General features: G+C 73.0%; 24 protein-coding genes. 8 read left to right on the forward strand and 16 right to left on the reverse strand.

The window, feature by feature from the left end; translation table 11 throughout:
• Position 1 precedes the first annotated feature (1 nt).
• Positions 2-1,390 (reverse strand): MFS transporter, encoded by a 1,389-nt coding sequence (locus ABEE00_RS29205; protein ID WP_345748725.1) that lies wholly within the window; start codon positions 1,388-1,390, stop codon positions 2-4.
• Positions 1,391-1,564: 174 nt separating this feature from the next.
• Positions 1,565-1,936 carry an iron chaperone gene (locus ABEE00_RS29210; protein WP_345748726.1) on the reverse strand — a complete coding sequence of 124 codons (372 nt, stop codon included), beginning with the start codon at positions 1,934-1,936 and terminating at the stop codon, positions 1,565-1,567.
• A 68-nt stretch (positions 1,937-2,004) separates the two neighbouring features.
• Here ABEE00_RS29210 and ABEE00_RS29215 point away from each other — a divergent pair, with 68 nt between their 5' ends.
• Both ABEE00_RS29215 and ABEE00_RS29220 read left to right on the forward strand, forming a co-directional pair.
• Complete coding sequence (locus ABEE00_RS29215) at positions 2,005-2,796, forward strand: class I SAM-dependent methyltransferase (protein WP_345748727.1); 792 nt, start codon at positions 2,005-2,007, stop codon at positions 2,794-2,796.
• Between the two features lie 571 nt (positions 2,797-3,367).
• Positions 3,368-3,721: an STAS domain-containing protein gene (locus tag ABEE00_RS29220; RefSeq protein WP_345748728.1), complete on the forward strand. Its 354-nt coding sequence runs from the start codon at positions 3,368-3,370 to the stop codon at positions 3,719-3,721.
• Between the two features lie 56 nt (positions 3,722-3,777).
• On the opposite strand, the gene ABEE00_RS29225 is transcribed toward ABEE00_RS29220, so the two are convergent.
• Positions 3,778-4,110, reverse strand: coding sequence for a hypothetical protein (locus ABEE00_RS29225; protein WP_345748729.1), 333 nt, complete (start codon positions 4,108-4,110; stop codon positions 3,778-3,780).
• 414 nt (positions 4,111-4,524) lie between these two features.
• Between ABEE00_RS29225 and ABEE00_RS29230 the strand changes: the two genes are divergently transcribed.
• Positions 4,525-5,259, forward strand: a complete 735-nt coding sequence (locus ABEE00_RS29230; RefSeq protein WP_345748730.1) for a GAF and ANTAR domain-containing protein — start codon at positions 4,525-4,527, stop codon at positions 5,257-5,259.
• A gap of 63 nt (positions 5,260-5,322) precedes the next feature.
• On the forward strand, positions 5,323-6,030 hold the full coding sequence (locus ABEE00_RS29235) for a GAF and ANTAR domain-containing protein (RefSeq protein ID WP_345748731.1): 708 nt from the start codon (positions 5,323-5,325) through the stop codon (positions 6,028-6,030).
• 136 nt (positions 6,031-6,166) lie between these two features.
• On the opposite strand, the gene ABEE00_RS29240 is transcribed toward ABEE00_RS29235, so the two are convergent.
• From ABEE00_RS29240 to ABEE00_RS29250, 3 genes are all read right to left on the reverse strand, one after another.
• A complete protein-coding gene (locus ABEE00_RS29240) occupies positions 6,167-6,802 on the reverse strand; it encodes a GNAT family N-acetyltransferase (RefSeq protein WP_345748732.1) in 636 nt (211 codons plus the stop codon).
• Entirely contained in the window at positions 6,799-8,295 is a 1,497-nt protein-coding gene (locus ABEE00_RS29245; protein WP_345748733.1) for an APC family permease, read from the reverse strand. The genes ABEE00_RS29240 and ABEE00_RS29245 overlap by 4 nt, the downstream gene beginning before the upstream one ends.
• 212 nt (positions 8,296-8,507) lie before the next feature.
• Positions 8,508-9,656 (reverse strand): hypothetical protein, encoded by a 1,149-nt coding sequence (locus ABEE00_RS29250; RefSeq protein ID WP_345748734.1) that lies wholly within the window; start codon positions 9,654-9,656, stop codon positions 8,508-8,510.
• Between the two features lie 263 nt (positions 9,657-9,919).
• On the opposite strand from ABEE00_RS29250, the gene ABEE00_RS29255 reads away from it, so the two are divergent.
• On the forward strand, positions 9,920-10,372 hold the full coding sequence (locus tag ABEE00_RS29255; RefSeq protein WP_345748735.1) for a hypothetical protein: 453 nt from the start codon (positions 9,920-9,922) through the stop codon (positions 10,370-10,372).
• Positions 10,373-10,381: 9 nt separating this feature from the next.
• Here ABEE00_RS29255 and ABEE00_RS29260 read toward each other — a convergent pair whose 3' ends face one another.
• Positions 10,382-10,990, reverse strand: a complete 609-nt coding sequence (locus tag ABEE00_RS29260) for a MarR family winged helix-turn-helix transcriptional regulator (protein ID WP_345748736.1) — start codon at positions 10,988-10,990, stop codon at positions 10,382-10,384.
• Between the two features lie 540 nt (positions 10,991-11,530).
• The gene (locus ABEE00_RS29265) at positions 11,531-11,809 is read right to left on the reverse strand and encodes a hypothetical protein (RefSeq protein ID WP_345748737.1); all 279 of its coding nucleotides are present in this window, start codon (positions 11,807-11,809) and stop codon (positions 11,531-11,533) included.
• A 139-nt stretch (positions 11,810-11,948) separates the two neighbouring features.
• On the opposite strand from ABEE00_RS29265, the gene ABEE00_RS29270 reads away from it, so the two are divergent.
• Positions 11,949-12,380, forward strand: a complete 432-nt coding sequence (locus ABEE00_RS29270; RefSeq protein ID WP_345748738.1) for a hypothetical protein — start codon at positions 11,949-11,951, stop codon at positions 12,378-12,380.
• A 34-nt stretch (positions 12,381-12,414) separates the two neighbouring features.
• On the opposite strand, the gene ABEE00_RS29275 is transcribed toward ABEE00_RS29270, so the two are convergent.
• The 7 genes from ABEE00_RS29275 to ABEE00_RS29305 form a co-directional block, all read right to left on the reverse strand.
• On the reverse strand, positions 12,415-13,356 hold the full coding sequence (locus ABEE00_RS29275; protein WP_345748739.1) for a pseudouridine-5'-phosphate glycosidase: 942 nt from the start codon (positions 13,354-13,356) through the stop codon (positions 12,415-12,417).
• 35 nt (positions 13,357-13,391) lie between these two features.
• Positions 13,392-13,625: a tautomerase family protein gene (locus ABEE00_RS29280; protein WP_345748740.1), complete on the reverse strand. Its 234-nt coding sequence runs from the start codon at positions 13,623-13,625 to the stop codon at positions 13,392-13,394.
• A gap of 138 nt (positions 13,626-13,763) precedes the next feature.
• The gene (locus tag ABEE00_RS29285; RefSeq protein WP_345748741.1) at positions 13,764-17,648 is read right to left on the reverse strand and encodes an amino acid adenylation domain-containing protein; all 3,885 of its coding nucleotides are present in this window, start codon (positions 17,646-17,648) and stop codon (positions 13,764-13,766) included.
• Positions 17,645-18,355, reverse strand: a complete 711-nt coding sequence (gene upp, locus ABEE00_RS29290; protein ID WP_451918688.1) for a uracil phosphoribosyltransferase — start codon at positions 18,353-18,355, stop codon at positions 17,645-17,647. The genes ABEE00_RS29285 and upp overlap by 4 nt, the downstream gene beginning before the upstream one ends.
• A gap of 194 nt (positions 18,356-18,549) precedes the next feature.
• Complete coding sequence (locus ABEE00_RS29295) at positions 18,550-19,761, reverse strand: questin oxidase family protein (RefSeq protein WP_345748742.1); 1,212 nt, start codon at positions 19,759-19,761, stop codon at positions 18,550-18,552.
• Positions 19,762-19,820: 59 nt separating this feature from the next.
• Positions 19,821-20,483: an HAD family hydrolase gene (locus tag ABEE00_RS29300; protein ID WP_345748743.1), complete on the reverse strand. Its 663-nt coding sequence runs from the start codon at positions 20,481-20,483 to the stop codon at positions 19,821-19,823.
• 968 nt (positions 20,484-21,451) lie between these two features.
• Positions 21,452-22,138, reverse strand: a complete 687-nt coding sequence (locus tag ABEE00_RS29305; protein ID WP_345748744.1) for a FadR/GntR family transcriptional regulator — start codon at positions 22,136-22,138, stop codon at positions 21,452-21,454.
• Positions 22,139-22,160: 22 nt separating this feature from the next.
• Between ABEE00_RS29305 and ABEE00_RS29310 the strand changes: the two genes are divergently transcribed.
• Positions 22,161-23,432, forward strand: coding sequence for a CynX/NimT family MFS transporter (locus tag ABEE00_RS29310; RefSeq protein ID WP_451918689.1), 1,272 nt, complete (start codon positions 22,161-22,163; stop codon positions 23,430-23,432).
• A gap of 107 nt (positions 23,433-23,539) precedes the next feature.
• Here the strand turns inward: ABEE00_RS29310 and ABEE00_RS29315 are convergent, their stop codons facing one another.
• On the reverse strand, positions 23,540-23,743 hold the full coding sequence (locus ABEE00_RS29315; RefSeq protein WP_345748745.1) for a hypothetical protein: 204 nt from the start codon (positions 23,741-23,743) through the stop codon (positions 23,540-23,542).
• A gap of 528 nt (positions 23,744-24,271) precedes the next feature.
• Here ABEE00_RS29315 and ABEE00_RS29320 point away from each other — a divergent pair.
• Complete coding sequence (locus ABEE00_RS29320) at positions 24,272-24,958, forward strand: DUF4232 domain-containing protein (RefSeq protein WP_345748746.1); 687 nt, start codon at positions 24,272-24,274, stop codon at positions 24,956-24,958.
• The last annotated feature ends 39 nt before the right edge of the window (positions 24,959-24,997 follow it).

Here is a 24,997-nt window from a genome sequence, read left to right on the forward strand (position 1 = left end):
TCTACACCTTTGCGCGGTCGACGTCGGTGTCGGCGGAGGCCCCGTGGCCCTCGTCCCCCTGCCCGCCGCCCTTGCGGCGCAGCACCCGGGGCGCGGTCTCCGGGAGCAGCAGAACACACCCGGCGGTGATCAGCCCGGACAGCGCCATGTAGCCGCCGAGCAGCCACGGCGTGCCGCCCGCCGCGTGCACCAGCAGCGTGGCCACGAAGGGCGCGGTGCCGGAGAAGAGGACGGCGGTCGTCTCGCGGGCCAGCACCAGGCCGCTGTAGCGCACCTCGGTGGGCAGCAGCTCGGAGAAGAAGGACCCGGACGGCGCGAAGATCAGCGAATTGAGCAGCACGGCGAAGCCCAGGATCACCGCGAGGGTGATCAGCGGCAGCGAGCCCGTGCCCACCACCAGCCAGAACGGGAAGGCGAAGGCCGCGATCGCCACGCCCCCTCCGATGATCAGCGGACGGCGGCCCACCCGGTCCGAGAGCGCGCCGCACAGCGGCACGCCGAGCACCGAGACAGCGGAGGCGACGGTGATCGCGATGACCGCGACGTTCGGCGGGAGTCCGAGCTGCTGGGTGGTGTAGGAGGGCAGATAGCCCTGGATCGAGTACGAGGCGACCGCGGTGGCACACCCGGCGCCGATCATCAGCAGGATGCGCTTGCCGTGCCCGCGTACGGCGGTGACCAGCGGCGTCCTGCGGGTCCTGCCCTCGGCCCGCGCGTTCTTGAAGGTCTCGCTCTCCTCGGAGAGGTAGCGGAGCACCACGCCGGCCGCCACCACGATGAGCGAGGCGAGGTAGGGGATGCGCCAGCCCCAGCTCAGGAAGCTCTCCTCGTCCATGGAGGAGACGACCGCCATCGCACCCGAGGCGCACACCACGCCGAGGAACTCGCCCGCGCCGGGCAGCGCCGCGTAGTAGCCGCGCCTTTCCGGGGTGGAGCTCTCGGTGGTCCACACATATGCGCCCGCCAACTCGGCGCCCACGCCGAGCCCTTGGACGATGCGGCAGAACACCAGCAGGGCCGGGGCCCAGATGCCGATCTGGTCGTACGTGGGCAGCACGCCGATGGCGAGCGTGCTCGCGCCCATCAGGAGCACCGTCGCCAGCAGCACCGGCTTGCGTCCCCAGCGGTCGCCCAGGTGGGCCAGTATCAGCCCGCCCACGGGCCGCGCGGCGAAGCCGACGGCGAAGGTCGCGAACGAGGCGAGGGTGGCGGCGAACTCCGACTCGCCGGAGAAGAAGATCTTGTTGAAGACCAGCGCCGCCGACGTGCTGAACAGGAAGAAGTCGTACCACTCCAGCACCGATCCGATGACGGCTGCCAGCGCGTTCCTCCGGCGGGTGCGCCGCCGCGCGGGGTCTTCGGCCGCCGCCTGGCGTCCGGTTCTGGGCATACGTGCTCCTTTGCACACGGGGCGTGCGCCGCCCGGGGGATTTCGCCCAAGCTAACGAGCCCTGAGCGCAGTGCACACCGGCTGTGCACAGGGTGCACAGCCTGCGGCGGCACCCCGCCCCGCGGGCGAGGAGGCCCGCGGCCAAGTGCGGTGCTGCGGCGCCCTGTTGGGTGCTCACTTCCAGAGCACGCCGTCCACCTCGTGCTCGCGCACCCGGAACGCCATCATGCGGCGCAGCAGATCGCCGGGCACGTCCTCGCCGTACGGGATCCGCACCGAACCCTTTCCGGTGGTGAAACCGGCGAGCTCGGCGTCGAACGCCTCACGGGTGCTGGGCGTGAAGACCACGTTGGCGTGGTGGGTGTGGGCGCTCGCCGCGAACAGGATCGTCCCCGAGGAGTGCACCCAGGCGGCGTTGCCCCACTTGATCGCCTCGCTCGCGCCCGGCACGACCTCGCGGGCCAGCTCCCGCACCTCTTCCACGATCGCGCGCCCCGGCTCCGGGAGCGCCGCGACGTACTCGTCGATCGTCTGCGGCTTGGTCATGGGGCCAGTGTGGCAGCGGGGACCGTCAGCGCAGGGGCGGCTTCCGTGCGCGTGGCATGATGCGCCGCATGGCTCACGAGGACGGATATCTGCTGGACAACCAGCAGGTCGAGGCGGGTACGCGGTTCGACGCGCTGGCGGAGCTCTTCGACGCCTCCACCTTCCGGCACTTCGAGACCGTCGGAGTCGAGTCGGGCTGGCACTGCTGGGAGGCCGGGGCCGGCGGCCCGAGCGTCGCGGGGTGGCTCGCCCGGCGCGTCGGCCCCCAGGGGCGCGTGCTCGCCACCGACATCGACGTGTCCTGGACGCGCGCCGCGCCCGACGGCGTCGAGGTCCTGCGCCACGACGTGTCCGCCGAAGAGCCGCCGGACGGGCCCTTCGACCTGGTGCACGCACGCCTCGTGCTCGTCCACGTACCGGACAGGGAAGCGACCCTGCGCTCCATGATCCGCTCGCTGCGCCCCGGCGGGTGGCTGGTGCTGGAGGACGCCGACCCCGCGCTCCAGCCGCTGATCTGCCCCGAGGAGTACGGGCCCGAACAGGAGCTGGCCAACCGGCTGCGGCGCGGCTTCCGGCAGTTGCTCGCGGAACGCGGCGCCGATCTCTCCTACGGGCGCAAGCTGCCGCGGCTGCTGCGCGAGGCGGGGCTCGACGGGGTGCAGGCCGACGCCTACTTCCCGATCACCTCGCCCGCGTGCGCGGCGCTGGAGACGGCCACCGTGCACCAGGTGCGCGGCAGGCTCACCGCCGCGGGCCTCGCCACGGACGAGGAGATCGAGCGGCACCTCGCCAACGTCGCGAGCGGCCGCCTCGACCTCGCCACCTCACCGATGATCACGGCGTGGGGGCGCCGCGCCTGACCCCGGGCGCGGCCGGGTGACCGGCGGCGGGAGGCCACCGGGTACGGCGCGTGCCGTGGGGGAGCGGTACGGCTCTGCGTACAGGCGCGTAGATGGCGGCAGTTGTCTTCCCGCATCCCCCTTGTCCGGCTACTGTCTGCGCACGGGGAACCGGGGTGGGCCGACGGCGCGAGCCCACCGCGCGCGCCTGTACGCCCAGCCTCCCCGGCACCCGGAAACAGGCGCACGGGTTGCCACAGGCACCGTCCCCGCCCCGGCCGGCCGCAGCCGAACCGTCTTCTCCTGAGCTGCGGCCGGACTCTTCCGCCCACGCCGCAGCCCTCCCGCGCCCGTGGCCGCCGCCCTCTCGCGCCAACGCCCGCCCGCACGGCGCACGGTGGCGTCCGCACCCCGTGCCGGCGGAATTCCGGCAGGGCAGGGAGTGACGGCGGCACGCGCAGGGGGAATCAACCGGGTACGCCCACACCAGGCGTCGCGCCGCGGTGCTCCCGATGGTCTCGGACCGCGCCGTGCGCGGGGCCCGCGTCACCGACACCAGTGAGTGGTCAGGCAGTCGGCCACCGCGTTGCGGATGCCTATCAGCGTCTCGGAGACGACCATGCCTGTGCGGGGTCATGCGGACATCCCCCACCTCGTCCTCCTGTGCGAGGTCATCGACCTGGGCACAGCCTCGCGCGTCACCGGCGAACTCACCCGCGCGTTACGCCGCTGCAGCTCCTCGGTCCTCGTGATCAACCTGCACGCCGCGGTGCTGACCACCACGGGCGTCGATGTGCTGGAGCACATCTGGCGGGAGGGCGCCGAGCGCGGGATCAGCGTACGGATCGTGGCCACCGCGCCCCTGGTGCACAGGGTGCTCCAGCTCGCGGGCACCGACCAGCGCATCGAGGTGCACACCGACCTCTTCTCCGCGGTGCACGCCTGACGCCCGGCGGTGCACGCATGACTCCCGGCGGTGCACGCCTGACGCCCCGTCACCCCTCACGGCGTCCGCAGCGCGCTGGAGAGCGAGGGGTGGATGTGCAGCACCCCGTCGTTCACCGCGAAGCGAAGTACCCCGCGCGCGAGCTGAGTCGGCGCGGCGACCCGCAGCGTGCTGCCCGAGGCCGCGGCCTGCTGCTGCGCGCGGAAGAGGACCTCCGCGTACGGCAGCGGCAGCGAACCGGCGCGCCAGTCCACCACGCTGACGGGGCCGTGATGCCCGGCGAGCGCCCGGGAGAGGGCGGCGGCCAGCTCCTGGGCTTCGGCCACCGGGGGAGTGCGGTACACCGTGATCAGGAGGTGTCCGTCGATGGTCCGGGTCGGCAGTTTCAAGGAAATCGTGTCCCCGCACAGCTCAACTCACTGTGGCGGGCCGCTTCCTGACCCCTGACGCCTTCGAGCGTAGGCGTGCCCCCGGGCCCTGTACAGACTGTTCGAACGGACGGTTCCGCTTGTACGGGGTCCGGCTCCGGCGCCTCCGTGCGGCCGCACGTTTCCGTCAGCGAACCGCCCCCGACCGACCCTGGTGGCCTCCTTTCCCCGCGAGTAGCGTGGTGGGTGCTCCGCGGGTTCCAGGGCCGGGCGCCGAGGCGCCGGACCGCAGAACGAGCGGGGCGCGCGGCCCCCTGCGTCGGGCCGCGCGGGGCCTCCCTGGCGAGGCCGTGACCACTCCCGATTGACGTTTCCGGCCCGGACCCCGCCGCTGTCGCGCCGACGGGAGCCCGCCCCCGAACTGGCAGGCTCCGCATGAACACCGACCACGACGTGCGTGTCGCCGATGCGGTACTGGACCTCGTACACCGGCCCGTCGGCTTCGATCCGCTGGAACTGCTGCACGATCTGACCGAGTATCTGGCCGCCCTGCTGCCGATCCGGGCCGCGGGGGTGACCACCATGGACGAGGCCGGCCGCGTCACCTATCTGACCGCCTCCGACGAGATGTGCCGCCGCCTGGAACAGGAGCAGATCGACCTGGACGAGGGGCCGTGCCTGGACAGCGCGCGCAGCAAGCGCCCCCTCCCGCCCACGCCCCTGACGCGGGAGCCGGGAGTGGCGGAGCGCTGGCCGCGCTTCGCCCCGCGCGCACGGGCCGAGGGGATCACGGTCGTGGCCGCGGTGACCCTCAGCGCCCCCGAGACGCCCCTCGGCGCGGCCAACCTGCTGATGGCGGGGCCGCCCTATGTCACCGACCGGGACCTGCGGCTGGCCCGTACCCTGGCGAGGGCGACCGCGGTGTCCTTCGCCCACCAACGGGCCCTGCACACGCGGGAAGAGGTCGCCCGGCAGCTGCAGACGGCCCTCGACAGCCGCCTCGTCATCGAACAGGCGAAGGGTGTGCTCAGTGAACGTCTGGGCATCACCATGGACGATGCCTTCACCCGCCTGCGCAGCCACGCCCGCTCACGGCAGCGGAAGCTCACCGAGCTCGCCTCCCACATCGCACAGCGCGATATCCCCGCCGCGCTCCACAGGTCCCCCTGATGGCGCCCCGCGCCGCCACCACCCGGGCCGCCTCCGCCGACCAGGCACCGGGGGGTGCTTGCCATGCCCACAAGTGAACTGACCCGGGTTCTGGACGGCCTGCACGAGGACGTACGCAACGGACGCGACCTGTCCACCGCCTCGGCCGCCACCATGGCGCCGCTGCTCGGCCTGGACTCGGTCACCGTCAGCCTGCTCTCGGCGCGCGGGCGCCTGGAGCTGCTGTGGGTCGACCCGGCCGACGAGATCGGGGCCGCGCTCGACGACCTGCAGTACGCCGTGGGCGAGGGGCCCACGCCCGAGGCCGCGCAGACCGGGCTCGCCGTGACCACCGCCGACCTCACCGCCACCCTGCGCTGGCCCGCGCTCGCCGACGCGGCGCGGCTGCTGCGGGCCCGCGCCGTCGTGGCCCTCCCGCTGCGGCTGGGGGAGGCGACCATCGGGGTGCTCACCGGTTACCGGGCCACCGCCGTGCCGCCCTCGCCCGCGCAGCTCGCCGACCTGCGCGCCTTCGCGCGCGTCGCCCTCGACCTGCTGCTCCAGACACCGACGGGGGTGCTCGACGGCGCCGGGGACCACCTCGCCGAAGAGGCGCTGGACCTGCACCGCGCCGAGGTCCACCAGGCGGCGGGCATGCTCACCGTCCAGCTCCAAGTGCCCATCGACGCCGCGCTCTTGCGGCTGCGGGTGCACGCCTGGACACACGACCGCCCGCTGTACGAGGTCGCCCGGGACGTCATCGCGCGCAGGCTCCACCTCGACGGGACGTGAGCGCGGCGTAGGGCTCAGCGGGTCTGCGGTCGCTCCCTCACGCCTCACCGCGTGCGCCGCCCGCGCCTCACGGCGCCGGCGGTCCGCCCCTCACGGTGCCAGTCGTCGGCGCCTCACCGTGTCAGCGGTCCGGACATCACCGCGCCCCCGCCTCGCGCCACATGGGCCACATCGGCGGTCCGTCGGGGCGCAGATGGAAGGGGTCGCCCATGTCGCGGTAGCCGTGCCGACGGTAGAGCGCGCGGCTGCGTTCGCTGGACGCTTCCAAGTAGCCCGCGCGCCCGGCCGCTTCGAGGGCCGCGTGATGGTGGTGCAGCAGCGCCGTGCCCAGGCCGTCGCCCTGACGGCCGGGGTGTACGGCGAGGAAGGCGAGGTGGTGGTGCGGCTCCTGCGGATGGTTCTCGCCGAACGCCTCGTCCAGGGCCTGGAAGCGGGCGAGATGCGGCCCGGCCGAGGCGGCGAGGCGGGCCGGATAGCCGGCGGGCTCGGGCGGCTCGGGAGCGCCCGGTTCCTGGTGCACCCACACGGCGACGCCCGTACGGTCGCCGGTCAGGTCGATGTGGCCGTGCTCCAGGGCGTGTTCGACGTGCACCGCGAAGTTGGCGGTGAGCCGTCGTACCCGCTCTGTCGTGTCGTCCGGGCCGCCCGGACCGTGGGGCACCAGCCAGCGGGCCACGGCCAGCGGGGCGAAGGCCGTGGCGATCAACTCGGCGATCTCGGGCACGTCGTCGAGCCCAGCCGACTGGATCGCGGGGGCGGTGCTTCGGGTCATCGGGGAGCCTCCTCGTCGCGGGCGGCGGACTGGCCTGGGGGTGCTTGCGGGGGTGCGGTGCCGGGGTGCGGCACGCCGCCGCGCCCGACCGCCTCGTACACCCGCGGTCTCCGGCGGCGCAGCAGCAGGCCCCAGCCCGTGCCGGCCGCCAGCAGCACGGCGTACGTGAGCGGGGCGCCCCAGCGCAGGGGCGAGGACGGGGAAACGCCCAGCAGCGTGTCGAAGTTGGCGAGGGCGAGCGCGAGCACGCCGAGCAGCAACAGCGCGGCGGGAACGGGGGCCAGTACGCGCCTGCCGAGGCCGTGCTCGCCCGGTTCGCGCGCGAAGTGCGCGACCACGGCGAGCGCCGTCGCGGCGAGCAGCAGCAGGATGCCGAGGCCGCCGATGGTGCCGCCCCAGTAGAAGAGGTGCACCAGCGGGTCCCAGCCCCCGGCCGCGTAGACCAGGATCACCGCCAGGCCGAGCACGGTCTGCGCCAGCGAGCCCACCCGCGGGGAACCGGTACGCGGCGAGGTGCTCCCCGCCGAAGCGGGCAGGATCCGCTCGCGGCCGAGCGCGAAGACGTAGCGGGCCGTGGTGTGGTGGAAGGCGATCATCGCGGCGAGCACGCTCGTCACGAACAGCGCGCGGCCCGCGTGCACGAAGCCGGTGCCCAAGTGCCCAGCGGCCAGGTGGAAGACGAGGTCGGCGCCCTCGGCGCGCGAGCGCCCCACGATACGCGCGGGCCCCGTGGCCACGCTCATCGCCCAGGAGGCGAAGGTGTAGAGCAGCGCGATGAGGGCGACGGCGGTGTAGGTGGCCACCCGTACGGTGCGGTGCCGGTCGCGCGCCTCCTCGCTGTAGACCACGCAGGACTCGAAGCCCACGAAGCCCAGCACGGCGAGGGCGAGCAGGGCGCCGAGCCCGGGGCCGAAGAGGTTGCCTGCGGCGAGGGTCGTGAGGGAGACCGCGCCGCCCGCGGGGTGGGCCACGTCGGCGATGCTGTAGATCAGGATGACGGCGATCTCGGCGGCCAGGAGCACGGCCACGACCCGCCCGTTGAGCCCGATGTCCTGGAGCCCGAGCACGGCAACGGCGGCCCAGGACACCAGCGCGATCACCCACCAGGCCACGTCGAGCCCGAACCAGTCGGACAGCAGCGGCTTCGCGGCCGCGCCGATCGCGCCGTACAGCCCGACCTGGAGCGCGTTGTACGCGGCGAGCGCCACCCACGCCGAGCCCACGCCCAGCGGGCGGCCGAGACCGCGGGCGATGTAGGCGTAGAACGCACCGGCGTTGGCCACGTCACGCGCCATCGCCACGTACCCGACGGAGAAGAGCGCCAGCACCGCCCCGACGACCAGGTACGCGAGCGGCAGCCCGGTCAGGCCCGTCGTGGCGTAGCCGGTGGTGACCACGCCCGCGACCACGGTGAGCGGCGTGGCGGCGGAGATCACGAAGAAGACGACCGAGGGCACGCCGAGGCGGTCGGAGGCGAGCGCGGGCTCGGGCATGGGTCCTCCAGGTCGTCGGCCCCCGGCACCGGCGGCCGTGGCCGCCGCGGGAGCGGAGCGGGCGCCGCCGCGGCACCAGCGGATCGCGCTGGCAGCGTACGCGGACCGGTACGGCACGTCTGTACGACGCAATCCGCCAACGCGCGGTGGGGGAGGGAGAGTTGGACGATGGGATGAGGTGAGCTACGTCGAATGCGGGGCAGCACTGTCCGTCATCCGGCCGGAGGCAGCACCGGTGGCGGGGTCGGGGGTGGAACCGGGGGCGGTGCCTCGCCGTTCCCCGGGTCGGGCCGCGGCCCTCCCGGATCACCGCCGGACGCCCCTCCGGACGCACCTCCGGAGGTCAGCGGGGGCAGTCCGCGCTCGGCGCGCCGGTAGTCGGCCTCGGCCCGCAGGTGCTCCGCGTCCGCCTCGCGCAGCCGCGCCTCGGCGATCACGCGGTCGGCCCGCGCGCGTTCCCTGTCGGCCACCGCGCGCTCGTGGTCGGCCTCGGCGCGCCGCTGCTCGGCGGCGGCCAACTGCAGCGCGGCGCGCCCCTCGTCGTGCGCCTTGGAGCCCTCGCCTGTGCCCTTCGCTCGGGCGCCCAGGCCGTGCAGCAGCCGCGACACGCCGAGGAGCAGGGCGCCGCCCAGGGCCGAGGCCATGCTCAACCCGGTGACCACGAAGCCGAGTTCGACCACGCCGAGCCCGTCCGTGCCGGCGAGGTGCGCGTGCCGCAGCGGGAACCACGCGGCGGCGAACAGGCCCGCGCAGGTCACCAGCCACGCGGCGGGCGCGGCGAGCCCGCGCCAGGACACTCCGGCCGAGCGTCTGCCCCGCGCCTCGCGCCGCAGCTCGACGGCGTGGTAGCCGGCGTACCCGAGCCGGCCCAGCAGCGCGGCGCCGGCCAGCGCGCCGACGATGATCGCGACCAGGGTCCCGCCGCGGTACAGCGCGTTGAAGACCAGGTAGTACGCGGCGGCGGCGAGCACGAGGCAGCCGAGCACCCGCCGCGCCCACACCAGGATGCGGTCGGCGGGGCGCAGCCACTCCGGCGTGCCGGGCGGCAGCCACGCCAGGAGCAGCATGCGGCCCTCGGGAAGTGTGACGCGGGCGATGGCCCCGTACTGCAGTCCGCTCGGCCCCGCCGGATTGCGCTGATGCTGTACGCGGGCGAGATGCACCGCGAGGCGGCGGACGCCCCACTGGTGCGCGCCCAGCACGAGGGGCAGCGCAGCGGCCGCCACCAGGGCGGCGCCCCTGATCACTGGTGGGCCGTGACCGAGGGCGTTCCACACCACGTACGCGTCGGCGATCAGGAGCAGGCCCACGGCCGGGGGCGCCAACGGGTCCCCCACGCGCCAGCCTTGACGTTCCCGCATGAGCCGAGTGTGGCAAGGGGCGGCCCGGCTGCCCAGGGAAACTGGTGTCCGTTCACCACACGTTCCTGAAGGGCGGTCGCATGAAGAAGAGCGGGAGCGGCGGGGAGAGCGGGAGCGGCGAGCAGAGCACGGGCAGAGGCGAGAGCGCAGACAGAGGCAGAGGCCGGTTATCCGGTGGGCGGTCGTCGGGCGGTCGGCTGTCCGGCGGCCGACTGTCCGGTGGCCGGCTGTCCGTCCCCTTGTCCCTCCTGTCCGTCCGCCGGTTGCCCCTCCCCGTGGCGGTGGGCGCGCTCGGCGGGCTGCTGGCCGGGTGGAGCGCGAGTGCCCTGTGGGCGTGGGCCGAGCGGCTGAACGCGCGTGCCTGCGAGGGCAGTGACACGCTCTGCCTCCCGCTGCACCAGTTCGTGGCGTTGATCGGCTGGCTCGTCGCCGTGGCCGTCGGGTACGCGGTGCTGTTCCGGCTCACCGCGACGCGCCCCCTCGTGCTCACCGTTCCGGCATGTCTCGCGCTCGCCGTGTTCGTCATCTTCGTCGCGGGGCCGTGGAACGGAGTACTCCCCACCCCCGCCTGGTGGTTCCTCGCCGCGAACGCGGTGGGCCCGGCCCTCGTCGTCCTCGCCACCAGGGAGCGGACGCGGTGGCCGGCGCTGATCGTGCTGGGCCTGCTGCTGGCGGTCGCCCTGCTGGTCATGGAGTCGCCTGGCACGTACATGTGAGCCGGGGCTTCAGCCGTTGCGCTGCCGCGTGCCGTTCCCTGGCGTGCCGTTCTGTCGCGCGTTGCTCTGTCGTGTGTTGCGCTGTCGAGCGTCGTGCTGCCGTGGTGCCGGTGTCGTCCAGCCCAGCGGGTGGAGGTCGCGGCTCTCGCGGGGCGCGGGGAGTTCGCCGCCCGCGTCGGCGAAGGCGGTCAACGCGTCGACCAGCGAACCGCGTTGGTCCGCCGGCATGCGCTCCACCACCGCGGCGATCTCCGCGCGGCGGTGCGCCATGACCTCGCCGACGATGCGGTGGCCGGCGCCGGTGAGCCGCAGCAGGCGCTCGCGCCGGTTGTCGGGGTTGACCTGCTGGTCGGTGAACCCCGCGGCGGTGAGCCTGCTCATCATGCGCATCGCGGTCGAGGGGTTGACCTCCAACTGCTCGGCGAGCTCGGTGAGCGTGGCGTGCTCGCGCTGCGACAGCACGACCAGCAGCCGGAACTGGGGCAGGGTCACCCGGTCCTGCACCGAGGCCAGCGAGCGCGCGGCGACGGCGACCAGCAGGCGCGAGGCGGTCAGCACCGCGTTGGTCACCGCGTCCACATCGTCCGCGTCCCGCGCGGGCTCCGCATGCTCCGTCATCGCTCCTTTGTACCCCGGCGCCGCCCCCGCCCGACGGCCTTTGCGCACTGCAAGAGAACGCGGCAGGGGGCTCGGACGTGGGAGGGGCTCCGGCCCCTCCCGGGCCCAACTGCCGTGCTGCGCAAGGACATTGACCACCTCGATCACCCTCGGCTCGATGTATCGCTCACACGTCCTGGCGTGGCACACTGGGGGCGGGCCCCGCTGTTCCCCCGTCGGCGGGGCCCTTCTCCTGTCCGGGCCCGCGGCGCGGTTCAGCGTGGTGCAGTGGGGTGCGGGTCAGCGCAGGGCCGCCGTCACCAGTCCCTTGATCTCGTCCTCCGGCACGCTTCCGCCGGGCACCGACGCGGAGCGGGGTGCCGCTCGTCCCGCCGGTCGCCTTCGCCGTCGTGATCCCGCGCCCGGCCGCACCGCGCGGTGCGCGGGAAGTGCCTGCGAGCTGCTGGGCCCAGAGAGGCGGGCCCGGCACCGCTGGACGGCCTGCGCGCGGTCTGCGCCGAATTCCGGGCGGCTTCCGCGCCAACCCGCGCTGCCCCGCCGCTACTCCTCGGCCACCCCAGCCCCCGCGCCCTCGCCCCCCGCATCCTTCGCCGCGTCCTTCAACGCCTGGGACGCCTTGTGGTAGCCGTGTTGCTCGATCAGGCCGCTCGCGTGGAGTGCGGCCTCCTTCGCTGTGACGGTCTGGCGGGCCTTCTCGCGCAGGGCGGGACGGTCGTCGTCGGGACCGTCGAAGGAGTCCAGCGTGGCGAAGGCGGCGTACACCTCGCGCTGGTGTTCGATGAGTGCTGCGTGCTGCTCCGGATCGATGATGTCGGCCATGCGCACGAGGATACTGCGCCACGCACGTCGCCCCAGCGCACAGCCTTACGCATGCCGGGGGAACGGCGGTACACGGACGGAGTCGGCGCGGTCGGCGCGGCCCTCCCGGCACGGCACCCGCCCCTGAGAACGTGGTGCCGTGCCGAACGACCTTCTCCTGGAACACGCCGCGGCCGCCGCCCGCGCCTTCCTCACGCCGGACCGCAGGTCCCGGCTGCTGGCCCTGCTGGACGGCGGGAACCCGAAGCACTGGCGGAAGTTCGAGAGCGAACTCGCCGGTTCCTTCTCCGCCCACCTCGACCCCCGCTGGGCGCGCCGGCTCGCCCCGCCCGAGGAGCACCCCGCCGAGGTGGAGCGGCTGCTGCGCGACGCCGGAGCGCCCGACGTCTGCGTGGTGCTCAGGGACGGCGGGAGCGCAGGGGGCGAGGTGCCGCTGGGCGCCGCGCTGGAGTACGCGGTCGGCTCGGGGTGCGGCGTGCTGGTCTCCTGCGTCCCGGGCGTGCTCGCGTACCACGAGGCGGAGACCTGCGAGCGCTACGTGCTGCACAGGCCGGCGGACGGCCGGACCTGACGACGGCCCGCCCGCCCGCACGCCGCCCCGGGTCCTAAGCTTCCCGCTCCCGGCACAGCTCCGCGTGGGCCGCCGCCAGCCGGCCGCCCGTCTCCGCTGTGCTGATCAGGACCGCCATGTTGGCCTGCGAGGTGCGCCCGCCCGTGGTCCTGTCGATCGCGCGCATCAGGTACTTGGTCAGCGCGTTGCCCCGTACGCCGTCCCGCTCGGCGTCCGCCAGCGCCTCCCGCAGGGCCGCCTCGGCGACCTCGCTGTCGACCGCGTCCTCGGCGCGCGGCGGAGTCGTGATGACCACGGAACTCCCGCTGCCCGTCGCCCAGTGCGCCTCGACCACCCGCGCCACGGTCTCCGCCTCGTCGATCCGGTGCGGGCTGCGGATGCCGCTGGAGGCGCAGTAGAAGGCGGGGAAGTCGTCGGAGCGGTAGGAGACCAGCGGTACGCACTGGGTCTCCAGGTACTCCATCGTCAGCCGCAGGTCGAGGATGTTCTTCGCGCCCGCGCAGACCACGGCCACCTTGGAGCGGGTGAACTGCACGAGGTCGGAGGAGATGTCCATGCTGGTCTCCGCGCCCCTGTGCACCCCGCCGATGCCGGCCGAGGCGAAGAAGGGAATGCCCGCCAGCTCGGCCGCGACCAGCGACGACGCCACCGTGGTCGCGCCCTTGCCGCCGCGGGCCAGCGCTACGGGGAGGTCGCGGCTGCTGACCTTCGGGATGCCCGGTGTGGAAGCGAAGCGCTCGATGTCCTCGTCGCTCAGGCCGATGAGGAGGCGGCCCTCGTCCACGCCGATCGTCGCGGGGACCGCACCGCCCGCGCGGACGGCCGCCTCCACCTTGGCCGCGGTCGCGGCGTTGTCCGGATAGGGCAGTCCGTGCGTGATGACGTTGGACTCCAGGGCCACCACCGGATCTCCCGCGTGCAGGGCCTCGGCGACCTCCTCGGAGCAGACGAGCGGTATGGGGGTGTGGGTGCGCATGGGTGTCCCTGTCCTTGCCTGTGTCACGGGATCGTTCACTGCCGGTCGTAGTCGGGGCGCTTGAGCAGCGCGGGCAGCCGGGGCTCGATGACGGGCCCGTAGACCCGCGCCTGCCACTCGTCGGGATGCACGGGCTCCAGACCGATGGACACGGCGCCGGGCGGCACCTCGAAGCGGTCGGTGATCAGCGCGGTGAGCGCGTCGGCGAGCTCGCGCCGCTGCGCGTCGGAGAAGTCCTTCGGGAAGTGCTGGATCGTCACATGGGGCATGGCCGTGCCTTTCGTGGGCTTGCGTGGGTGGGCTGTGGCGTACGTGGGTTCCGCGTAACCGGGCCCTTGCGTACGTGGGCTCTTGTGTACGTGGGTTTCGCGTACGCGAGCTGCTAACGGCTCGTCGGCGCAGGCTCGTCAGCGCAGGAGCGCGGCGCGGACCGCCTCGGCGAGCTCGGCGACGCCCGGCTCCCGCAGCACGCCGAAGTGGTCGCCGGCGAGCTCGGCCACCATCGGCGGCTCGGCCGCGTAACCGGAGTGCGCGTCGATGAAGGAGTAGTCGTCGCCGCTGGCCTTGAGCACGGTCACCGGCGCCTGGATCCGGCGCTCCGCCAGCTCGCGGAAGGTGTACTCGAACTCGTACGTGGCCCCGACCAGCCGCACGATCCGCCGGATCAGCGCGGGGTCGAGATCGGGCACGAGCTCGTGAACGAAAGCCGTGAAGCTCTCCTCGTCGTGCCGCCCGCTCAGGCACCGCTCCAGTTCGGGACCGCTGGTGGTGCCGGTGAAGACGGACAGCAGGATGGTCAGGTACGAGGGGTCGGCGAACGAGGCCGTGCGGGAGGGAGCCTCGCCGGTGCCCGCGCCGGCCCCCGTACCGTGCACCCTCGGGTTGCCGGGGCAGATGAGCAGGAGCTGCGCGACCTTCTCGCCCGCCTGCTCCAGTTGGAAGGCCGTCTCGAAGGCGACCCGGGCGCCGAACGAGTAGCCCCACAGCGTGTACGGGCCGTGCGGCCGCACCCTGCGGATCTCCGCGATGTCGGCCGCCGCCGTCTCGCGGATCGTGGCGTACGGGCTCTCCCCGGCGTTCAGGCCGTGCGCCTGCACCCCGTAGAAGCTCCGGCCCTGCGCGGTCTCCCGGGCGAGGCGGCGCAGGTTCATCGGATAGCCGCCGAGTCCCGGCCAGCAGAACACGGGCTGGTCGGGCTCCCCCTGATGGAGCGTCACCAGGCGGCCGGCGGGTGCCTCTTCGCCCGCCTCGGCCTCGGCGTCGATGCGTGCCGCCAGGTCCGCCAGCCGCGGGCACTCGAAGAGCACCTGGAACGGCAGCCGGGTCCCGTAGTCGCGGTTGATGCCGTTGATCAGGGCGACGGCGCTGAGCGAGTTGCCGCCGCAGGCGAAGAACTCGTCCAGCGCGGAGACCCGTTCGTACTTGAGCGCCTTGCCCCACGCGGTCGCCAGCCGCCGCTCGGTCGCCGTCGCGGGGGCCACGTACGGGGCGTCGGAAACGGCCGTGGACACCTCGGGCGAGGCCGCCAGCGTCCGCGTGTCGATCTTGCCGTTGGCGGTGAGCGGCAGCGCGTGCAGGAGCAGGACGCGGCTGGGCAGCATGTAGTCGGGGAGCTGCTGTTCCAGGTCCTCCCTGATCAGCTCGGTGGGGCCCTTCATGTGGACGGTGTCCTCGTACATGCCCTCGCTGCGGATCTGCTCCCGGGAGACCCGCCCGCCGACGAAGAAGTACGAGGCCCCGGCCGGCGCCTCCCCGGCGTCCGCGAGCAGCGTGTCCAGGCGCCGGGCCGCCGGCAGCGGGTGCCCGCTCCTGGAGCTGTAGCCCGAGGACATCAGGCCGATGCCCAGGTCATTGCGCTGGAGCCGGTGGAGCGCGGCGCCGAGGGCCACATAGTGCAGCCACGGCTCGGCGCCGCGGCTCACGGCGCTGATGCCGAACGCGGCGCGGTCGTACACCCGTTGGTTGATGGCGACGACATGCCGGCGCTGGACGAGCGCGTCGGATATGCGCTCCAGGCGGCCGTCGGAGAGGCAGCGGTAGGTGCCCGCGGCGAGCCCTTCGACGCGGCCCGGGTGTATCTGGAGGTAGAGCTCCACGGGGTCGGGGCGTGAGGTGCCGCTGTGCACGCCGAGGGCGAAACTGCCGATGAAGTGGTCGTCTTCGCGCAGATCGAGGTGGCGCTCGGCGATCGCCGGGTCGCGGTGCAGCGGGCGTACGCCGAGCCCGTGCTGGGGCAGCACCTCGCGCAGCACGCCGAGCATGTGCCCGGCCTCGAACTCCAGCACCTCGTCGACGTTCGTGCGGTAGACCGGCTCGATCGCGCTCCTGCGTCCGCTGAAGTGCAGCAGCATGCCCTCGGCCGCGGCGGCCGGGGTGCTGTCGCCGACGCGCACCAGGCTGTGGTCGAGCGGGTGGTAGTAGTACACGCCCGCTTCGAGCCCCGGGATGCCGCCGGTCTCGACGTGGAGCTGGGTGGCGTACAGGGCGCCGGGGGAGGCGTAGGCGTACTTGGGCAGCAGCCGCTCGGCGCCGTGGAAGGGTCCGAACCAGCGCAGGATCTCCCCGAGTTCGTGCAGGTCGAGGGCCCGTTCCCGTGTCGCGTACGCGGGAGTGGCGGGCGGCGCCAGCAGTGACAGCAGGTCCTGCTCGCGCACCGGTCCGCCCTCGTAGAAGCGGTACGTCTTGCGGGCGAAGGCCGTCGCGCGCTGGTGTGCCGTGCCCTCGGCGCCCGGCAGCCGCACCTCGGCGCGCCCGGACAGCTCGGCCCCCGTGCGCACCCCCGCATCGGAGAGCTGGGCCTTCACCTGGTGCCGCCCGGCCTTGGAGCGGTGGTGGCCCGCGTCGTGGCCCTGGTCCATCAGCGACGCTTCCCTGGGGTCGAGTTCGACGCAGGCCACCAGTTGCCGGTGTCCCGTGCGCGCGTCGTCCACGACGACCGCGGCCGCCTTGCGCACCCAGGCGTGCTGCTCGATCGCGGTGGCCACCTCGTCCAGCTCGATGCGGTGGCCGCGCAGCTTGACCTGATTGTCGGTGCGGCCGGCGAACCGGATCGTGCCGTCCGCGTTCCAGCAGGCCAGGTCCCCCGTGCGGTACAGGCGCTGGGTCGGGTTGAAGGGCGAGGGGATGAAGCGCTCGCGCGTCTGCTCGGGGCGGTGCAGATAGCCGCGGGCCAACTGCGCGCCGCCGATGAAGAGTTCGCCGGTTTCGCCGATGTCCACCGGGGCCAGGTGCTCGTCCAGGATGAAGCAGGTCGTGTTGTCGACCGGCGTGCCGATGGGCAGCGTGCCGGAGCCCTCCGGGACCGCGGCGGGATCCACGGCGTGTGCGGTGGCGTTGATGGTCGTCTCTGTCGGGCCGTACAGGTTGATCAGCGCGGTGCCGGGCAGCTCGGCGAAGAAGGAGCGGGCCAGATGCCGGGTCAGCGCCTCACCGCCGGAGAACACCCTGGTCAGGCTCGTGCACAGGCCCAGCTCCGCGGTGTCGATCAGCGCCTGGAGCAGGGTGGGCACGCACTGGAGGGTGGTGACCTCGTGGGCGAGCACGGCGTTGATCAGCGCCTGCGGATCGCGGTGGCTGCCGGGCGGCGCGGTCACCACGCGGGCGCCGAGGGCCGGCGCGAGGATCTCCCACTGGGCCGCGTCGAAGCTCATCGGGGTCTTCTGCAGAATGACCGAGTGCTGGTCGAGGTGCCCGTGGGTGTGCAGCCACCGTAACTGCGAGACCACGGCGCGGTGTTCGACCATCACGCCCTTGGGCTTCCCCGTACTGCCCGAGGTGTAGATGACGTACGCGAGGGCGTCGGGCCGCCAGGCGGCCTGCGGCACCTCCTCGGTGGGGGCGGCGTCGCCGAGTGGGACGATCCGGGTGCCGGGCGGCGCGAGCGCGGCCAGGTCGCCTGCGAGGTGGCCGGGCGCGAGGACGACCCGGGTGCGGCTGTCCTCGATCATGTAGCGCAGCCGCTCGTCCGGGTACTCGGGGGAGAGGGGCAGATAGGCACCGCCCGCGAAGAGGATGCCCCAGACGCCGGTGATCAGGTCGGCGGACGGTTCGGCGTACAGGCCCACGGTGTCGTCGGGGCCGATGCCGAGCGCGGTCAGCCGCGCCGCGGTGCCGAAGGCCGAGCGGAGCAGGTCGCGGTAGGTCAGGCTGCCGGTGTGCCCGGCGACGGCGACCGCGTCCGGGCGGGACTTGACGCGGTCCAGGAGCAGGTCGGGCAGGCAGGCGTGGGCGCCGGTGCGGACGGGCGACCGGCCGGCCGACGCGGTCGGCGTGAGCGGGCAGGGCGCGGTCATCGGACGGCCCCCGCGTCGGCGGTGCCGAAGAAGCGGTCCCCGAAGTCGCCGATGCCCGGGATCATGAACGCGTGCTCGTTCAGCCGTTCCTCGATGGCCGAGGTGACGATCTGCACGCGCGGGTGCGCCTCGTGGACCGCGGCGATGCCCTCGGGCGCGGCGAGGAAGTCGACGAGGACGATGTTCTCCTCGCGCACCCCCGCGTCCAGCAGCACGGTCAGCGCCTTGTTCGCCGAGCCGCCGGTGGCCAGCATCGGTTCGAGGAGCAGTACATGGCGTTCCGCGATATCGGCGGGCAGGTGCGCGTAGTAGAGGTGCGGCAGCTTGGTCTGCTTGTCGCGCTGGATGAGGATCTTGCCGATGCGGAGGGCGGGGTGCAGCGCGCGCAGCTCGCCCTCCATGCTCTCGCCGGCCCGGATGACCGGCACCCCGCACAGCTTGTCGGTGAACTTGAGGCCCTGGTAGGTGCCGCCGGACGGGGTGGTCACCTCCTGTTCCTCGAACGGGAGCTGGTCCAGGGCGTGTTCGAGGAGCAGCCTGATGATCCTGCGCGAGTGGTGGACGAAGTCCTCGCGGCTGGCTGTGCGGTCGCGGATGACGGTGTGCAGGGCGCGGAGCTGACGGGTCTGGGGCAGTAAGTGCACCCGGCCTCCGCCCGCCTTCGGCGTGGTGGTGTGCGCGGTCGCGGACGTGGTGGTCGCTGACATTCCTGGAGCTCTCCTGTGGGAGGTGCGTGAGCGCTTGCCTGTTGGCGTAGGTGGACGCGCGTAGGTGGGTGGGCGTACGCGGACGCGCGTACGTGGGCGTGCGTACGCGGTGATCGGGTGCTGTGCGGTGTGCGGCTGCCGTTCGCCTGTACGGGTTGCGTGTACGGCTCGGCGCGGCCGTGCGCGCGGCGCGGCTACCCGGCCGTGGGCTCCTCGGCCGGTGGCTCCTCGAACGTGGGCGGCAGGTCGGGCGTCGCGGTGAACTGGGCGGCGGCGACCCGGTAGACCGAGCGGCGGCCCCCGCGCTCCCACACCCGGCGCAGCACGTGCACGAGCTTGGGGTTGTGCTCTTCCTCCTCCAGCACGGCGCGGGCCACGGTCCGCTCCCACTCCTGGCGCAGGAAGTCCTCGGGCCCCTCGTCGTGGGCCTCCGCGAACAGCTCGTGCAGCGCGGCGAGTTTGTGCCGCTCGGGGAAGTCGCCGCCGGAGAAGACCACGCCGAGCAGCCCGGTCCAGAAGCAGCGCACCGCGAACTGCCGCTGCTCCTCGGGGAGTTCGGCGGCGATGTGCTCCACCGCGTACAGCGACGTGATCAGGTGCAGCAGCACGAAGTCGCCGGGCCGCGCCAGATAGAGCAGGGTGACCGCGTAGTACAGCCCGTCCCAGTCCAGGGGGGCTGCCTCGTCGGCGGCCCAGGCTTCGGCGGGGCGGATGAGCGCGGGGCCCGCGTCCAGGGTGCGGGCGATGCGGAACTGGAGGCCCGAGCGCAGCAGTTCCGGGTGGATGCGGCCCTCGTCCACGGGCGAGGTGTCGGCGATGAGGTCGGCGACGGAGTGCTTCAGCTCGTCGCGGCGCAGGTCCCATTCGCCGGCGACGCGCAGCAGCGAGGCATAGGGCGTGGCCTCCTCGTAGCGGTCCACCATCCGCTCCGGGTGGCAGTCCGCGTAGCTGAACGCCATGTAGGCGAGGCCCTCGATCGCCATCCACCGGTGGCCGTACTCCAGCGCCCAGCCGAGGTGGATGGTCGCGTGGGTGAAGGCGCCGGTCCAGCCGGGGAGCAGTGCGGGGACGTAGCGGCGCACGGCGTCCCGCAGGCCCAGCTCCTCGACGCGCGCCTCGAAGAAGGCGGTGTAGGACCAGAAGCTCGTGCGCTGCCCCAGGTGCTCGCGCCAGTTGTCCTCGGTGATGGTCACGCGGTCGGGCTTGGGCGGCTCCAGGCCGAAGCCGTAGGTGGTGAGCTTGGCGTAGTTCTCGTAATAGGCCCTGATCCGCTCGGCGGGGACGCCGAGGCCCGCGAGGGCGACCACGGCGTGCTTGGAGTGGTTGGTCAGATGGCCGTTGAACTCGATGTGGTACGTGCGGTCGTCGAGGAGCCGGTCGATCAGTTCGCGGTCCTGGTCAGGCATTCCGTGCAGTCCTTGGGGTGCTCGTACGGGCGGTGGAACGGCGGGGCCTCGCGCGGGGGTCAGTCCGCGCGGGCGACGAGGAGCGCGACGGCGTCGTCGAAGGTGCCGGCCGTCCAGGTCGGCCCGGCGGCCGCCAACTGCCCGGGCCCGTGGATGCCGTACGTGACGGCCAGCGACCGCATCCCCGCGGCGTGCGCCATCCCCAGGTCGTGCGTGGTGTCGCCGACCATCACGGCCTGCTCGGCGGCGAAGCCGAGGGTGCGCAGGATCAACAGTCCCGATTCCGGGTGGGGCTTGGGATGCTGTACGTCGTCCGCCCCCACGACCTGGGCGAACAGCTCCCGCAGCCCGGCCGCGCTCAGCAGGGCCTCGGCGCTGGCGTGGAACTTGCTGGTGGCCACGGCCAGGGTGATCCCCTGCGCGTCCAGCTTGGCCAGCCCTGGAGCCACGCCCGGATACAGCAGCTCGGCGGCGCGGGGGAGGACCAGCTCCTTGAAGTGCACTTGGTACTGCCCGACGGCGTCCCGTACCCGCTGCTCCCCGGGGTCGAGCCCGAGCAGGCCGCCGAAGGCCCGCTCCAGCGGGAGTCCGATGGTGGCGCGTACGTCGGCGTCGGGGACGGTCTCGCCCAGCGAGGCGAAGGTCGCGCTGAAGGTCTCGACGATGGCGCGCGGGGTGTCCACGAGCGTTCCGTCGAGATCGAACACGGCTAACTGGCGCATGGGTTCCTTTCGGCATTGCGGGGCATGGGAATTGCTTTGCGCATTCATGGACGCGGCATGGCGGTACGGCTATCGCGTGCAAACCGTTCCGCGCATTCCGGAATCCGGACCCGTCTCATCGCCGTAGATCCTCAACGCGGCCCTGGTGGATGTCAAGGCCACTGATCACTGACGGGATTCTGTGGAATTGCTGCGCAAACAGCCATGGAAACACCGTGTGGTGAACGGTGGTTGGAGGTGCACGGGCAGAATTGCACGGCGATTCCGGCGTGGTTCATGGGCGTGATGACGGGCGTACCCGTGCCGTCTGACCTGCCATGATGTGAGGGTCGGTGAGACGCGCTGAATTACGGAGAAGCCCCCAACGGGCGCGCGGATGGCGCGTGGTGGGATTCCTCGGCCGTCAAGGAACGGACCGGTGACGTCGTACGTGTCATTTCGACTTTCCTGGGAGAGAGACATTCCCCGGAGGTTCGCGTGACACCGCAGCGCAGCGGCCCGGGTGCGGTGCACCGCGGGCAGGGCGAAACGCCGCGTACAGCTTGATCCCCCGTGCTGGTACGCGCAGTTGCGCCCCTCAACTCTGGAGAGCCGTCACATGCCGGTCAAGGCGTGCCGGCTTTTCTGGCAGGAAACAGGTGCCGTTCCGCGGCGGCGGGAGAAGTATCCGCACGCGGCTTCCGCGCGAGTGACCTCGGGCGGGCGTGGCGCGCCGCACCGGAGCGCGGGTAACGGAGAGGACCGGTCATGTTGGCTGGTTCAGACCACTTGGCGCCAACTGCCGGACGGCGGCGCGCACATGGCGCGCATGTGGTGCCGGCGCGGGGCGTCCTCGGGGCCGCGCGTTTGCTGGCGGAACCGGAGGCGCCCCCTCGCGCCCGTTCGGGCGGGTGGAGCGCTCCCATCGCCCGCTTCACCGTCGGGCGGTGTCGGCTCCTGCCCGCTTCACGGCGCGGGCGGCGGGCTCGTCACGTACGCGTCCGCCCTGCTCCGCCGATGGAGGGGTGCAGGGCGGTCGCCTCCGCTTCGGCCGCGTCCTCGGCGGAGGAGCGGATCGCCTCCAGCAGCCGGCCGTGGTCCACGTACTCCTCCGGGCGCAGTGCGGCGCTGAAGTGGCCGCGCAGGGAATCGCGGATCACGGTGCCCAGGTCCGCGTAGAGCGCGGCCAGCACCTCGTTGTGCGAGGCGGCCACGATCGCCTGGTGGAAGGCGGCGTCCGCGTCCACGAACGCGTCCCGGTCCCCCGAGGCCCAGCACTCCTCGCGCCGCTCCAGCAGCTCGTCCATCCGCCGCAGGTCCTCCTCGGTGCGCAGCCGCGCCGCCATCCGCGCGGCCTTGGCCTCCAACGCGCCCCGCACCTCGATGACATCGCGCTGCTCGGCACTGGCGAAGCGGCGCTGCATCACCCCGGCCAGCTCGCTCGTGGCCACGACATAGGTGCCCGACCCGTGCCGGATGTCCAGCAGCCCGTTGTGCGCGAGCGCCCGCACGGCCTCGCGGATGGTGTTGCGGGCCACCCCGAGCTGCCGTACGAGCTCGGGCTCTGTCGGGATGCGCGAGCCCACGGGCCAGGCCCCGGACACGATCTGCCGGCGCAGTCCGGCGACCACGTGATCGAACAGACCGGTGGGGCGAGGAGCTGGACACAGAGTCATCCAATGATTATACGATGCCCGCGTGTTGGAGAAGAAGACAGCGTCGGCGCGCGACGCGGAACCGCGTCCCCACGTCTCACCGTCCATCGCCTGGAGGCGCCGCTTCGCGGCCCTCGCCCTCGTCTTAGCCGCAGTGAACCTGCGGCCCGCTGTCACCAGCCTCGGCCCCGTACTCGAAGAGGCGCGCGCGAGCCTGGGGATGAGCGCGGTCACCGCAGGACTGCTGACCTCCATGCCCGCCGTGTGCTTCGCGCTGTTCGGCTTCATGGCCCCGCGGCTGGCACGCCGCTTCGGGCCCGACGCGATCGTCGTGAGCGGCCTCGTCGCGCTCGCCGCAGGACTGGCGGCGCGCCCCTTCGCCGGGAACAGCGCCCTGTTCGTCGCCCTGAGCGCGCTCGCGCTGGGCGGCATCGCGGTCACCAACGTGCTGCTGCCCGTGGTCGTCAAGCAGCGCTTCCCCGACCGCGTCGGCGCCATGACCGGCCTCTACTCCATGGCGCTCAACCTCGGCGCCTCGACATCCGCCGCCGTCACCGTTCCGCTGGCCCGCGCCTTCGGCGCCGACTGGCGCGTGGGGCTCGGCGCCTGGGCCCTGCTCGCCGCCGTCGCCGTGCCGCCGTGGCTGGCCCTCGCCCGCGAGCGCTCCCGTACGGCCAAGGAGGCGCAGCGGTACGGGACTTCCGAGCCCGGCGCCGCATCGGAGCCCGATTCCGGGGCCCCGCACACGCGCCTCACCCGCAGCCCCACCGCCTGGGCGCTGACCGTGTACTTCGGTCTGCAGGCCACCGCCGCGTACGTCATCATCGGCTGGCTGCCGCAGATCTTCCGCGACGCGGGGCTGTCGGCGGAGACCGCGGGACTGCTCTTCGCGGTCACCTCGGTGCTCGGCATCCCGCTGTCCTTCGCCCTCTCAGCCGTCGCGGGGCGGCTGCGCCACCAGAGCGGAATCGCCGTCACCATCGGGCTGTTCGGGCTGGGCGGCTACCTCGGCCTGCTGACCGCGCCGACCGCGGCGCCCTGGCTGTGGGCCGGCCTGCTCGGGGTCGCCAACTGCTCCTTCCCCCTCGCGCTCACCATGATCGGGATGCGCGGCCGTGACAGCGCGACCGTGATCCGCCTCTCCGCCTTCGCGCAGAGCACCGGCTACCTGCTCTCGATCCCCGGCCCGATCCTGGTCGGCGCCCTCTATGAACACTCCGGCGGCTGGCACGCACCGCTGATCTTCATGGCCGTGCTGATGCTGCCGCAGCTCGCCGCCGGCTTCTTCGCGGGGCGGAACCGGCAGATCGACTGAGCGGGCCGTGCGGGCGGGGCCCCGGTTCTCCGGCCCCGCCCCCTTCGCGGAATGACCCGCCTCGGCCGCGGAACGAGACGGGGCTCAGTCGCGGAACGAGACCGGGCTCAGTCGCGGAACGACCCGTCCGCACGGCGCGCGTGGCGGGAGAGCAGGTGGTGGCACTGGGGGCAGTGCCGCATCACGCCCCGCTTGATCAGGAAGGCGAGGCCGAGGGTGCACAGATACAGCAGACCGACCGCCGCCTTCTGCGCCACCCGGCCCAGCCACGACTTCGTACACGTCGCGCAGTCCCGGCAGCCGTCCGCCATGGTGGATTCCCCTTTCCCGCGCGCCCGTCGCCGGGCGCGACTTCTTCGTTGCTTTGCTGGTCAGGAGGACGTGGGGCGGCCGCGCGACCGTTGCTCCGCGCCGCGGCCTGGGACACGGCGGTTACACGGGCGCGCCGGGAGAGATCACGACCCCGCGATGTTCAATGACCGCCGCGTCACGGAACTGTCCCAGCGGCCGATGGGCCCTCAGAGCGTCTGTGGCGGCTACGGAATCCGTCGCTCCGCAGAGCTGCCGTACGCCTCGAAGCGATGCCCCCGCAGGGCGCTCCCGCCCCGGAATCCCGGGCCCGCTGGCAACTTCGGCGCAGGACACCGGCGTTCGGATCCGAAGGCGTGCGACGGGCGGCGTGGCCGCACCCGTTCCGAAATCGTGTGTCACAGCCATGTATGAGCGAGCGGTGTGACGGAACGTTCCGCGGGCCTGACGGGTCCACATCATCAAGAACGCTCGCTTTCGGCGGGCCGACCGCACGCAACCGCACGCAACCCAACGCAAAGGACGGAACGATGCGCGCTCAGAAGGCTGCACAGAAGGCCACCCTCGCCGCCGTGGCTCTGGCCGCAGGTCTCTCGCTCACCGCCTGCCAGGGCGGCCAGGACTCCGGCAAGGGCGAGGACTCCAAGGCGTCCTCCGCCTCCTCGTCCACGGAGCAGGGCGCGCAGGAGAAGACCCAGGACTCCGCCGGCAAGAAGCTGAAGACGGCCGCCGCGGGGTCGCGCGCCGACGCCGTGAACCCCGCCGCCGGCGCCGCGAGCAAGCGCTGCCACACCGACGACCTCAAGTTCACCTGGGGAGGCCCGCACGGCGGCCGCCCCGACATGAACGCCGAGAACCAGCAGGCTGTCTCGATCCGCCTGACCAACAAGGCCAACCGCACCTGCACCCTGCACGGCTTCCCCGGCGTCCGCCTGATCAGCGAGTCTGGCGAGAAGTGGGACCTGCGCCGCTCCTCGGTCACCCCGACCACCCGGACCCTCAAGCCCGGCGACGACACGGCGATGATCGACATGACCATCCTGCCGGTGCCGAAGGACATCAAGGACACCAAGCCGTTCATCCCGAGCAAGGTCATGATCACCCCGCCGAACGAGACCAAGAGCGTGACCTTCAAGTGGCCCTACGGCGGCGCCATCCTCGACCAGTCGGCCGCCACCCGCCCCGGCACCTTCGTGAACCCGATCGGCGTCGGCTGACCGCCGCCGATCGCCTGGACCCACCGGCGGCCGCAGACG

Origin of the sequence: Streptomyces odontomachicola (assembly GCF_039605595.1) — a bacterium.
Classification (GTDB): Bacteria; Actinomycetota; Actinomycetes; order Streptomycetales; family Streptomycetaceae; genus Streptomyces.